General features: G+C 61.4%; 7 protein-coding genes. 1 reads left to right on the top strand and 6 read right to left on the bottom strand.

Going from position 1 to position 12581, the window contains the following annotated elements; all coding sequences use genetic code 11:
* Positions 1–50: 50 nt before the first annotated feature.
* From IF10I1_RS04720 to IF10I1_RS04705, 4 genes are all read right to left on the bottom strand, one after another.
* A complete protein-coding gene (locus tag IF10I1_RS04720; protein ID WP_186393945.1) occupies positions 51–1676 on the bottom strand; it encodes an ABC transporter ATP-binding protein in 1626 nt (541 codons plus the stop codon).
* A 1-nt stretch (position 1677) separates the two neighbouring features.
* Entirely contained in the window at positions 1678–2805 is a 1128-nt protein-coding gene (locus IF10I1_RS04715) for an ABC transporter permease subunit (RefSeq protein WP_122519635.1), read from the bottom strand.
* A gap of 9 nt (positions 2806–2814) precedes the next feature.
* Positions 2815–3738 (bottom strand): oligopeptide ABC transporter permease OppB, encoded by a 924-nt coding sequence (oppB, locus tag IF10I1_RS04710; RefSeq protein WP_058900382.1) that lies wholly within the window; start codon positions 3736–3738, stop codon positions 2815–2817.
* Between the two features lie 128 nt (positions 3739–3866).
* Positions 3867–5453, bottom strand: coding sequence for a peptide ABC transporter substrate-binding protein (locus IF10I1_RS04705; protein WP_186393946.1), 1587 nt, complete (start codon positions 5451–5453; stop codon positions 3867–3869).
* 406 nt (positions 5454–5859) lie between these two features.
* On the opposite strand from IF10I1_RS04705, the gene IF10I1_RS04700 reads away from it, so the two are divergent.
* Positions 5860–7671: an ABC-F family ATP-binding cassette domain-containing protein gene (locus tag IF10I1_RS04700; RefSeq protein ID WP_186393947.1), complete on the top strand. Its 1812-nt coding sequence runs from the start codon at positions 5860–5862 to the stop codon at positions 7669–7671.
* A 61-nt stretch (positions 7672–7732) separates the two neighbouring features.
* Here the strand turns inward: IF10I1_RS04700 and IF10I1_RS04695 are convergent, their stop codons facing one another.
* Both IF10I1_RS04695 and IF10I1_RS04690 read right to left on the bottom strand, forming a co-directional pair.
* Positions 7733–9736, bottom strand: coding sequence for a methyl-accepting chemotaxis protein (locus tag IF10I1_RS04695; RefSeq protein ID WP_186393948.1), 2004 nt, complete (start codon positions 9734–9736; stop codon positions 7733–7735).
* Positions 9737–10488: 752 nt separating this feature from the next.
* Complete coding sequence (locus IF10I1_RS04690; protein WP_186393949.1) at positions 10489–12492, bottom strand: methyl-accepting chemotaxis protein; 2004 nt, start codon at positions 12490–12492, stop codon at positions 10489–10491.
* Positions 12493–12581: the final 89 nt, after the last annotated feature.

Below are 12581 nucleotides of genomic sequence, written 5' to 3'. Positions count from 1 at the left end.
CGCATATCAGCCTCTCCCGGAGCCATCCGGGAGAGGTTTTTCGTCACAGATCACGCGGCCGCATGCGCCGCGGGCAACATGGCGGCGGCGATCAGGCGGCGGGTGTAATCCTCCCGCGGCGCCTCGAACACATCCGCCGCAGGCCCCGCCTCGACGATCTTGCCGTGTTGCATCACCATCACCGTGTCCGACATGGCCCGCACCACCGCAAGATCGTGGCTGATGAAGAGATAGGTCAGCCCATGGGCGCTCTGCAGGTCGCGCAGCAGCGTCACGATCTGCTTCTGGATCGTGCGGTCCAGTGCCGATGTCGGCTCGTCCAGCACCATCAGATCCGGCTTCAGCACCATGGCCCGCGCAATCGCAATGCGCTGGCGCTGGCCGCCGGAGAACTCGTGCGGATAGCGGTTGCGCATCACCGGGTCGAGCGACACCTCTTCCAGCGCCTGACAGGCCCTGCGGTCACGCTCGGCACCGCTCAGGCCCGGCTCATGCACCAGCAGCCCTTCGGTGATGATCTGGCCCACGGTCATGCGCGGGCTCAGCGAGCCGAACGGATCCTGGAACACCAGCTGCATATGCTTGCGCAGTGGGCGCAGCTCCGCCTTGCTCTTGTCCGAGATGCGCGTACCGTTGAAGAACACCCGGCCCTGTGCAGGCATCAGCCCCAGCAGCGCCCGGCCCAGCGTCGACTTGCCGGACCCGCTCTCGCCCACGATGCCCAGCGTCTGGCCCTTGCGCACGGTCAGCGAGATGTCGTTCACCGCCTTCAGGATGAAAGGTTTCGTCAGCAACCCGCCGCCGAGGGCAAATTCCACCGACACCTTCTGCCCCTCGATCACCACCGGTGCCGACACATCCACCGGTGCCTTGGTGCCTTCCGGTTCGGCGTCCAGCAGCACGCGGGTGTAGTCATGGGCGGGCGCCTCGAAGATCTGAGCCGTCTCGCCCTCTTCCACCACCTCGCCCTTGCGCATCACGTAAACGCGGTCCGCAATCCGGCGCACGATGCCAAGGTCATGGGTGATGAACACCACCGCCATGCCCAGCCGCTTCTGCAGATCCGCCAGAAGATCGAGGATCTGCGCCTGCGTCGTCACGTCCAGCGCCGTGGTCGGCTCATCCGCAATCAGCACGTCCGGATCATTGGCCAGTGCCATGGCGATCATCACGCGCTGGCGCTGCCCGCCGGACAGCTCATACGGATAGGACTTCAGCTTGCGCTCCGGCTCGGGAATATTGACGAGCTTCAGAAGCTCCAGCGCCCGCGCCCTGGCCTTGGACCAGCTCAGGCCGCCGTTTTCCACCATCGGCTCGCACAGCTGGCGGGAGATGGTGTAGAGCGGATCGAGCGAGGTCATCGGCTCCTGGAAGATCATGGTGATCTTCTTGCCGCGGACCTGGTTCAGCTCGCCGGTCTTCAGGCCGAGGATATTCCGGTCCCGGTAGAGCACGCGCCCGCCGGTGATGCCGTTGGACGCCAGCAGCCCCATCGCCGCCATCATGGTCTGGCTCTTGCCCGAACCGCTTTCCCCCACGATGGCGACCGTTTCGCCGCGGTTGACGTGGATATCGACACCCCGCACGGCCTCCACCACGCCTGTATTCGTGGCAAAGCTGACCGTCAGGCCTTCGATCTTCAGCACCGCATCATTCTGGTTCTGAGATGTAGTCATGTCAGCGGTCCTTCGGATCAAGCGCATCGCGCAGGCCGTCGCCGATGAAGTTCAGCGCAAACAGCGTCGAGGTCAGGAAGATCGAGGGGAAGATCAGAAGCCACACGCCGCCCTGCAGGTTGCGCGCGCCCTCCGAAATCAGCACGCCCCAGCTCGTCATCGGCTCCTGCACGCCAAGGCCGAGGAAGGAGAGGAAGCTTTCCAGCAGGATCACCTTCGGCACCAGCAGCGTCATATAGACCACCACCGGCCCCAGCGTGTTGGGGATGACATGGCGGCGCAGGATGCCGGCATTGCCAACGCCCATGGCTTCGGCCGCCTGCACATATTCCTGCCGCTTGATGGTCAGCGTCTGGCCGCGCACGATGCGGGCCATGTCCAGCCACTCCACCGCGCCCACGGCAATGAACATCAGCACGAAGTTCCGGCCGAAGAACACCACCAGCATGATGACGAAGAAGATGAACGGCAGCGAATAGAGCACATCGACGATGCGCATCATCACCTGGTCCACCCGGCCGCCGAGATAACCGGAGGTTGCGCCATAGATGACGCCGATGGAGATGGCCACCACCGTCGCCAGCAGACCGATGGTCATCGATACGCGGCCTGCGATCATGGTGCGGGTCATCAGGTCACGGCCATTGGCGTCCGTGCCGAAGTAGAAATGCAGCTTGCGCACGTCTGCCTTCAGCGTCACCGACTTGCCGTCGGCCGCCATGTCCTCAAGCCGGGCATTCTGGAAGTAATCACTGCGGTCCACATATTGTACCGAACGCGGATCGATCTCGCGCGAGGAGGTGAGCCGCACGCTCACCGTGTCCCCGTCGCGCTGATAGTTTTCCGCGTCCAGGCGGGCCCGGCGCAGCACATTCATCAGCCCCGGCTCCACCTGTTCAGGCTGCGGATAGGGCTGCAGGCTCGCCGGCACTTTCACGAAGTCACGGTAGACCTGATCGAAGCCATGCGGCGACAGATAGGGGCCGATGATGGAGACGAGCGTCACGAGTGCCAGCACGATCATGCTCGCAACCGCCGCCCGGTTGGCCTTCAGCCGGTCCCGCGCGTCATCCCAGAGGGAGCGGCCCTTGACCGGCTGTGGTCCGTTTGCAGAGGAAGTCAGGCTCATGGCTGGTCCTCAGTCGAAACGCACGCGCGGATCAAGCAGCGCATAGAGCAGATCCACGACGAGATTGAAAAGAATGACGAAGCAGGCAACGATGACCACGGTGCCCATGACGAGCGTGTAGTCCCGGTTGAGCGCCCCTTGCACGAAGTAGCGGCCGATGCCGGGAATGCCGAAGATGGTTTCCACCACCACCGATCCGGTCAGCAGCGCAGCGGCGGCCGGTCCGAGGTAGGAGACCACCGGCAGCAGTGCCCCGCGCAGCGCATGCACCACGATGACCGTATAGGCCGACAGGCCATAGGCCCGCGCCGTGCGCACATGGTTGGAGCGCAGCGCCTCGATCATCGAGCCGCGCGTCAGGCGCGCCACCACGGCAATCTGCGGCAGAGCCAGTGTCACCACGGGCAGGATTGCATAGGCGTAGTTGCCGGCCGCCCATCCGCCAACCGGCAGCCAGCCGAAATTGACGCCCAGCACCAGCTGCAGCACCGGCGCCACCACGAAGTTCGGAATGGTCACGCCCAGCGTTGCGGCAGCCATCACGGAATAATCAAGGCCGTGGTTCTGACGCAGCGCCGCGATCACGCCCAGCACACCGCCGACGATCAGCGCCAGCACCAGCGCGCTCAGGCCAAGCTGGATGGAGATCGGCAGACTGGCGGCAAACAGCTCGTTGATCGAAAAATCACGGAAGTAGAAGCTGGGGCCGAAATCCAGAACCGCGATATTCTTCAGATAGATCAGGTACTGGTTCCAGAGCGGTTCATTGAGATGATAAATCCGGTTGAGATTTTCCATCACCTTGGCTTCCAGCGGCCGCTCCAGATCGAAGGGCCCGCCCGGCGCGATGCGGATCAGGAAGAAGGAGATGGTGACAATAAAGAAGAGTGTCGGGATGGCTCCCAACAGCCGTTCAAGCACGTAGCGCAACATGCCCAGACCTTTCCTTCGCCAGCGGGAAACGCTGCCCGGCAGCCAGAAGCTGCAAGACAGCGCCCGTCATGACGCAAAACGGCCAGCTGCAGCTCCCTTTCGGAAGCCGCAGACAGCCGTGTCCTGTCTTACTCGGAAATGCTCATCCAGCGGGTCGGATGCACGTCCATGAGGTTCGTCTCGAAGCCCTTGAGCTTCGGCGAGACGAGGTTCTTGGAGGCGTAGTACATCATCGGGATGAAAGGCAGATCGCGCATGAAGATGGTCTCTGCCTCCTTGAGGATGGCAGCGCGCTTTTCGAGGTCCGTCGTATTGGCGGCCTCTTTCATCAGGTTGTCGTAGTCCGGGTTGTTGTAGTTCGCGTAGTTGAAGCCATCATTGCCGGACTCCACCAGGAACAGGAAGTTCTGCGGGTCGGAATAGTCGCCGATCCAGCCGGCACGGGCGACGTCGAAGTCCTGCTTGTCACGCAGCATGGCGTAGTGGGTCGCGGTGTCCGTGTTCACCAGCGAAACTTCCACACCCAGCGGCTTCCACATGTCGGCAATGGCAACAGCCGTGTTCTTGTGGTTCTCGGAGGTGTTGTAGTTGATCGTCAGCTTCAGCGGCTTGTCCGGGCCGTAGCCAGCCTGCTTCATCAGCTCGATGGCCTTCTCTTCGCGGTCGATCTGCGGCAGATCCTTGTAGTCCGCATAGGCCGGCTCGCCATAATTGTTGATGCCCGGGGGAACCAGCGAGTAGCCGGCAATCATCGTACCGCCCCAGATCTCGTCCGCAAGGAACTCGCGGTCGATGGCCATGGACAGTGCCTGGCGCACTTCCGGCTTGGCCAGCGCCTCGTCCTTCATGTTGAGGGCGTAATAGTAGGTGCCCAGATAGGGAGCGGGCTTGAACTGATCGGCCAGCTCCTTCTCGATGAAGGCCATCTGCTCGGTCGGCACGTCATCGTTGGAATGCAATTCGCCAGCCTGGAAGCGGCGCAGCGCAGCGCCGCGGTCTTCTGTCGGATAGAACACCACGGTGTCGATGGCCACATTGGCAGCATCATGGAAGTGCGGGTTCTTCACGGCCTTCAGCTGGGCGTTCGGCGTGAACTCGGCCAGCATGTAGGCGCCGTTCGACACCATGTTGCCGGCCTTGACGAAGTCACTGCCGAACTTCTCGACGCTGGCCGGATGCACCGGCAGGCCGGTCTGGTGGGCCAGAAGGTCCACGAAATACGGGGTCGGCCGCTCGAGGGTGATTTCCAGCGTGCGGTCGTCAACCGCCTTCACGCCCAGCTCTTCGCCCTGCTTCTCGCCCTTGTTGATCGCTTCGGCATTGAGGATCGGATAGAGCACGGTCGCGTATTTCGCGCCCGTTTCCGGGTTCATGATGCGGCGGAGCGAGAAAACGAAATCACCGGCCGTGACCGGGTCTCCATTCGACCACTTGGCGTTGTCGCGCAGCTTGAAGGTGTAGGTCTTGCCGTCTTCAGACTGGGTCCAGCTCTCTGCAACGCCCGGGATGATCTTGCCGGCAGCGCTGTAGGCAACAAGACCCTCGTAAAGGTCGCGCATGATGTTGCCTTCATAGACCGTCGAGGTCTTGTGCTGATCCAGCGTTTCCGGATCAGCGGAATTGCCACGGTGATAGACCATCTCTGCCATGGCAGAGAAGGAGGTTGCAGCCAGAAGCGCGGCGGCGAGCGCAGTCATCCTTGCGGATTTGAACATTTTAGTCTCCCCTCTTCAACACTTGAAGAGCACCTGGTGCCGGTGCGCTGGCACGTTCCCATGCAGCCCCACCCTGTTCAACCCTGCCACAGGGGAACCAGGGTTGCAGGAGGGTAAAAAAACGGATTCTTTTCGGCAGCGCCAGTCATCCGAAAAATTTTTCCCCCTCTGAAAATTTATGCATTCCGCTCAAACAATCGCCATGCCTACATTCAAAGCAGGTTATTTCCGGCAGTTTTCTGCCGTTTTGGCACCCTTTCACGGTACACCTTGGGTTTAAGGCAGAGAATCGCCGCCTGAACCGTTTCCCTCTTGCATGGCGGGCCAAGATGGCGTTCCTCTGCGCCATATTTTCACGCCGCCATCGACCGGCAGCGTTCCGGCACTCGACGTTTGACAGGACCACATGGCCCCTCCGCTTCTCATCCTGCGTGACATTCATCTCACTTTCGGCGCCACGCCTCTCCTGACCGGAGCCGAACTCAGCGTTTCGGAAGGCGACCGGCTGTGCCTTGTCGGGCGCAACGGTTCGGGCAAATCCACCCTGCTGAAGATTGCCGCCGGCATGATCGAGGCCGACAACGGCGAGATTTTCGTGCAGCCCGGCCGCACCATCCGTTACCTGCCGCAGGAGCCGGATCTGTCTGCCTATGAAACGGTGCTCGACTATGTGACCGCAGGCCTTGCGCCCGGCGACGATCCCTACCGCGCCCCCTACCTGCTGGAAGTCCTTGGCCTCACCGGCAGGGAAGACCCGAAGAGCCTGTCCGGCGGCGAGGCCCGCCGTGCGGCGCTCGCCCGCACGCTGGCGCCGGAACCGGACATCCTTCTCCTCGACGAACCGACCAACCATCTTGATCTTCCAGCCATCGAGTGGCTGGAAACGGAGCTGAAGAGCCTCAGGTCCGCCATCGTGCTCATCTCGCACGACCGGCGCTTCCTCGAGAATCTCTCCCGCGCCACCGTCTGGATCGACCGGGGCACATCGCGGCGGATGGAACGGGGCTTCGAGCATTTCGAGGCCTGGCGCGACGAGCTTTTCGAGCAGGAAGAACGCGACCAGCAGAAGCTCGCCCAGCAGATCAAGCGCGAAGAACACTGGATGCGCTACGGCGTCACCGCCCGGCGCAAGCGCAACATGCGCCGCGTGCGTGAGCTGGCCGACCTGCGCGACAAGGCCCGCAATCACCGTGGCCCGCAGGGCACCGCCAAGCTGGCAGCCACCGAAGGCGAGACATCTGGCAAGCTGGTGATCGAGGCCAAGGCCATTTCCAAGGGTTATGGCGAGCGCCCCATCGTCTCGAATTTCTCCAGCCGCATCCAGCGCGGCGACCGCATTGGCCTCATCGGCGCCAATGGTGCCGGCAAGACCACGCTTCTAAAAATGCTGACCGGCGAACTGGAGCCGGACAGCGGCACCGTGCGCCTCGGTACCAACCTGCAGATGGTCACCCTCGACCAGAAGCGCGAGAACCTGAACCCGCTCGACACGCTGGCCACCGTCCTTACCGGCGGGCGCGGCGATACGGTGGTTCTGGGCACCGAGACGAAGCACGTCATGTCCTACATGAAGGACTTCCTCTTCGCTCCCGAACAGGCCCGCACACCGGTCGGCGTCCTGTCTGGCGGCGAGCGCGCCCGTGCCATGCTCGCCCGCGCCCTCGCCAGTCCGTCCAACCTGATGGTGCTCGACGAGCCGACCAACGATCTTGACCTTGAGACGCTGGATCTCCTGCAGGAACTGCTGAGCGACTACGAGGGCACCGTGCTCCTCGTCTCGCACGACCGTGACTTCCTCGATCGCGTTGCCACGTCTGTGATTGTCTCGGAAGGTAATGGCAAGTGGCAGGAATATGCCGGCGGCTATTCCGACATGGTGGCACAGCGCGGCGATGGCGTGACCGCCCGCAAGGCCGAGAAAGCAGCCAAGGCCGAAAAGGCCCCTGCCCCGGCTGCCAGCGAAGCCAAATCCTCGTCAAAGGTGAAGCTCTCCTTCACCCAGCTGCATCTCCTCAAGACCCTGCCGGAGACTGTCGACAGCCTGACGAAGAAGCTGGAGAAGCTGCAGGCCGAGATGGCCGATCCGAACCTTTACGCAAAAAGTCCGGACCGCTTCGCCAAGCTCTCCGCCGAAATCACCCGCCTCACCGGTGAAAGGGATGCAGCCGAAGAGCAATGGCTGGAACTGGAAATGCTGCGCGAGGAAGCCGAAGGCTGAGAAAACACAAAGGCCGGACATTGCTGCCCGGCCTTCGCTGTTTAACGTGATTGCCTGAAGCTTACGCTGCCCGCACCTGTGCGATGAAGCGCGTAACTTCCATCTTCAGCGTATCTGCATCCTTCGCAAGGCCACCGGCCGAGCCCAGGACCTGCGAGGCGGCTGCGCCCGTCTCTTCCGCCGCACGGCTGACACCGGTGATGTTGGAGGAGACTTCCACCGTGCCCGCAGAGGCCTGTTGCACATTGCGGGCAATTTCCGAAGTGGCTGCGTTCTGCTCTTCCACCGCGGCGGCAATCGTCGCGGCGATGCTGTTCAGCTTGGCGATGGTGTCGCCGACGTTCTGGATTGCATCCACCGAAGCGCTGGTGGCAGACTGAATCTCGGCGATCTGACCTGAGATTTCCTGCGTGGCGCGGGAGGTCTGTTCCGCCAGCGCCTTCACTTCCGAAGCAACCACCGCAAAGCCACGGCCGGCTTCACCGGCACGGGCCGCCTCTATGGTGGCGTTCAGCGCCAGCAGGTTGGTCTGGCCGGCAATCTCCGAGATCATGTTCAGCACATCGCCGATCTTCTGCGAAGCCGAAGACAGGAAGGCAATCCGCTCGCTGGCGGTCTGGGTATCACCAACCGCCTGCTGGGACATACTGGACGACTCCTCAGCCCGGCGCCCGATTTCATTGACTGACGCCGCCAGTTGCTCAGTTGCCGAGGCCACGGTCTGCACATTGGCAGCAGCTTCTTCGGAAGCCGCAGACACGGCGGTGGACTGCTGGGCCGTTTCTTCTGCCGAAGCGCTCAGCGTGTTGGCAGCAGCCTGCATTTCCTGCGCGGCGGCCGACACGGTCTCGACGATCCCGCCCACGGCACGCTCGAAGCTGTCAGCCAGCTCGTTCATGATGCGGCGGCGCTCGGCCTCCTGCTGGCCCTTGACCGCCGCCTGCTCACTTTCAAGCCGTTCCTTCTCGATGCCATTGGCCTGGAACACCTCGACAGCCGCCGCCATCTCGCCAATCTCGTCAGAGCGGCCCGACCCGAAGACCTTCATGGTCAGGTTGCCAGCCGCAACGGCCCGCATGCAATCCGTGATCGCAGAGATGGCCCGGGAGATGGACATGCCGAGGAAGGCTGCAATCGCCGTCATCACCAGCGTGAAGATGCTTGCCAGCGTCAGCGTCGTGGACAGGGTGCTGTCGATCCCGGCGGATGCCTTGGGGCCGACTTCGTTCTGTACTGCAATCACTTCATTGCTGACGGTTTGATAGGCCGTTGATATGGCCGGACCGATCTTGAAGATCCGCGCTGTCAGGGCCTCCTGCTGGGCCGCAACATTGGTCTCGACGTCCCTGGCCTGCTGCCTGACCTGCTCGAACTCCGCGACAAGCCTGCCCGTCAGCTGAGACAAGCCAGAGCTCTGCTGTGCCGAGGTAACCGTCTTCAGGAGAGGCTCTACATTCGCATAGCGGGTCTGGGCCTGAGCCAGATCCGCCGGATTTGCGGCAAGCCCATACCGCTCCATATACACCCGGGCGAGCAGGAACTCCTGCAAGACCCGCGCAGAGTTAGCCAGCACGACACTGTTGTCTTCGGCAATGGCCTTCTCGATGGTTTCCGTCAGAAGCGCCCGGAGTTCCCCATCCTCTTTCCGCAATCCTTCAAGAGCATTCGTAGCAGCGGTATTGGACGTGCGGAAATCGAGAAAGGCCCGCTCATATGCAACGACATCGCTCTCAAGCGCCTGAAGCTCGGCAAGCTGCGGGGAGCCTGCAAAGAACTGGCTGACCTTGGCCTTGCTGGCCTTGAGATCCGACAGCAGCTTTTCAGCTCGCTGCCCGTCCGTGTCATTGGGAGCAAGAGCATAACGGACCACCGCAAGGCGGGCCTCCGTCAGGATCGTGGCCGATTCAGAAATCACAAGCGACTGACGGGCCGCTGCCCGGTAGTCATCGAAATAATTGGAGGCGGTCTGCAGGCCACTATAGCCGAGCCAGGAGACCGCAAGGAGTGCAGCGACAGATAGACCGAAGCCGCCGAAGAGTTTGGAGCGCACAGTGAGATTTAGCATTAGAACCCCCGGTTAACAGGCCTCTACAGATTGCGCCAAAACAATATAAACATGGTTAACACCACGATTTAAATCTAAAAATACATGACAATCATACTTTCAGCAGCAGAATTAAGACAAAAAATGCAAAAATTAAGCGAATTTTACTCCAATATACGAGCAATAATAATAGCCATATTTAAAAAATACATAGAACAAACTCTACGGAATGCAAATCGCACATATTCATCTCGGAAAGGTTGTCCCAACTCGAACCGGATCAACTCCTCCGGCATGCATCGATAAAAATCTAACGGAAAACTTGATCTTTTCGGCCTCGCACCCTAGACAGCACAGGAATTAAATCGGCCCCGTCGGATTTATTGAAGTTTTTCTTTTGACGAAGGAAAGTTATCCTAGGTTACCGCGAACCGTATTCACGTGACGAGCCCGCCGAAACCTGACGTAGAGTTATCGTTAATTTTAACTAGTGTAAAAACTCCCTTCCGCTCCGCACGTTGCAGATGACACAACGCCTGGAACGGCCGGTGTGTTAAACAGCCAGCCGCCTCGGAAGCCTGCCGCGCCAGGCATCGCCTGCCCACTGCCCCGGCGTTGGCACGCAGCCAACGGCAAAAGGCCGGACATTGCTGCCCGGCCTTTGCTGTGTCTGATATCAGCGTCTGATAGATGTCACGTTTCACGCAGGGCTCAAGCCCCTGCGGAACCCGGGTCCTTCAGGCCATGATGCGTCAGCATCGAAAGCCTTGGCATTACGCGGCGCGCACCTGTGCGATGAAGCGGGCGACCTCGACCTTGAGGGTTTCCGCGTCCCTGGCAAGTCCGCCTGCGGAGCCCAGAACCTCTGAAGCGGCTGCCCCCGTCTCTTCGGCAGCACGGCTGACGCCGGTGATGTTGGAGGAGACTTCCACCGTGCCCGCAGAGGCCTGCTGCACGTTGCGGGCAATCTCAAGCGCGGCCGCATTCTGCTCTTCCACCGCAGCGGCGATGGTTGCGGCAATGCCGTTCAGCCGCGCGATCGTGTCTCCGACATTCTGGATCGCGTCAACGGACGCGTTGGTCGCCGCCTGGATCTCGGCAATCTGGCCGGAGATTTCCTGCGTGGCGCGGGACGTCTGCTCGGCAAGAGCCTTCACTTCCGTTGCCACGACCGCAAAGCCCTTGCCGGCCTCACCAGCGCGCGCCGCCTCGATGGTGGCGTTCAGCGCCAGCAGGTTCGTCTGGCCTGCGATGTCCGAAATCATGCTCAGCACGTCGCCGATCTTCTGCGAGGCCGAAGACAGGAAGGCGATGCGCTCGCTGGCGGTCTGGGTGTCCCCGACGGCCCGGTGCGACATGGTCGAGGATTCCTCTGCCTGGCGGCCGATCTCGCGCACAGAGGCTGCCAGCTGCTCGGTGGCCGCTGCAACCGTCTGCACATTGACTGCAGCCTCTTCCGATGCGGCGGAAACCGCCGTCGACTGATGCGACGTCTGTTCTGCCGAGGCACTCAGCGTGTTCGCCGCAGCCTGCATTTCCCGCGATGCGGTGGACACTGTCTCGACAATGCCGCCCACCGCCTGTTCGAAGCTGTCGGCCAGGTCGTTCATCAGCTTGCGGCGCTCGGCCTCCTGCTGCTCCTTGACAGCGGCCTGCTCACGCTCCAGCCGCTCTTTCTCAATGCCATTGGCCTGGAAAACCTGAACAGCCGCAGCCATCTCGCCGATTTCGTCGGAACGCCCCGCCCCGAACACCTTCATGGACAGATCGCCTGCCGCAATGGCCCGCATGCAGTCCGTGATGGCGTTGATGGCACGGGAAATGGATGTGCCCAGGAACAGGGCAATGACCGCCATCACCAGCGTGAAGAGGCTTGCCAGCGTCAGCGTCGTCGAACTCGTGTTTTCAATGCCGGCCTCGGCCACCGGCCCCATTTCGTTCTGCGCATCGATCAGTTTGTCGACGGCCGCCTGATATCCGGACATGATCAGCGGCCCCAGCATCTCGAGCTTGTTCTCGCGAATGTCCGCGGCCTTGGAAATGGCGATTTCCAGATAGGACGCTTCGCTGATCACATCTTCCATCTGCACGGGCAGCGGCGCCACAAGCCGGTTCAGCTCCGGCGACTTCTGGGCAAACTGCAGCCGCTGAAGCAGCGTAGTCGCTTCATCGTAATAGTCCATGGCCTCAGAGAGGTCGTCCGCGTTTCCGCTGCTCGCGTAACGCTCGACATAGATCCGCGCCAGCAGAAATTCCTGCATCGCCGGGGCCACGGTTTCAAGAACGAGGTAATTCTGCTCCTCAATGGCCTTGTGCATCACACCGGCCATATTCTCGCGGAAGGCGTCGCCCCCTTCTTTCACCTGGGTCAGGCTGAGAGCGACTTCCTCATTCACCGCACGCAACTCATCAAAGGCGGCCTGATAGGCGTCAACCTGCTGGATCAGTTCCCGAAGTTCGGCCAGCAGGGGAGATCCGGCGAAAACCTCCTCGATCTGCGATGCGCCCGAACTGATCTTTCCGATCAGGTCGTTCACCTGGGCCGCGCTGTCCGCGGTTTCCTCCAGCTGATACCGCAAGATGGCGAGCCTGGCTTCCATCAGCGCGGCCTGCGCCTCATAACCAGTCAGGCTCTGCCTCGCCGTTTCGCGGAATTGGCTGAAATAGGTGGCAGCAGTCTGCAAACCACTGTAGCCGATGTACGATACGACAAGCAGGGCGGCAACAGATGCGCCAAATCCGCCAAAAAGCTTCGCACGAACGGTCGAGATAAACATGACAGCTCCTGTTCTGGATTGCGCAACAATACGTCGTGAAATCTCTAGGTGAAGTTAACAAGCCTGTTCAACAATGCGCTGCAAAACGG

It is taken from the genome of Pannonibacter sp. I15F10I1, from assembly GCF_900185665.1.
Classification (GTDB): Bacteria; Pseudomonadota; Alphaproteobacteria; order Rhizobiales; family Stappiaceae; genus Pannonibacter; species Pannonibacter indicus.
Note: the sequence above shows the minus strand (reverse complement) of the source record. Positions and strands in the feature narration are given on the sequence as shown.

Coding starts and splice junctions, on each gene's coding strand:
- IF10I1_RS04715 (WP_122519635.1), bottom strand. CDS start 2,805: ATGAGCCTGACTTCCTCTGCAAACGGACCACAGCCGGTCAAGGGCCGC.
- IF10I1_RS04695 (WP_186393948.1), bottom strand. CDS start 9,736: ATGCTAAATCTCACTGTGCGCTCCAAACTCTTCGGCGGCTTCGGTCTA.
- IF10I1_RS04705 (WP_186393946.1), bottom strand. CDS start 5,453: ATGTTCAAATCCGCAAGGATGACTGCGCTCGCCGCCGCGCTTCTGGCT.
- oppB (WP_058900382.1), bottom strand. CDS start 3,738: ATGTTGCGCTACGTGCTTGAACGGCTGTTGGGAGCCATCCCGACACTC.
- IF10I1_RS04690 (WP_186393949.1), bottom strand. CDS start 12,492: ATGTTTATCTCGACCGTTCGTGCGAAGCTTTTTGGCGGATTTGGCGCA.
- IF10I1_RS04700 (WP_186393947.1), top strand. CDS start 5,860: ATGGCCCCTCCGCTTCTCATCCTGCGTGACATTCATCTCACTTTCGGC.
- IF10I1_RS04720 (WP_186393945.1), bottom strand. CDS start 1,676: ATGACTACATCTCAGAACCAGAATGATGCGGTGCTGAAGATCGAAGGC.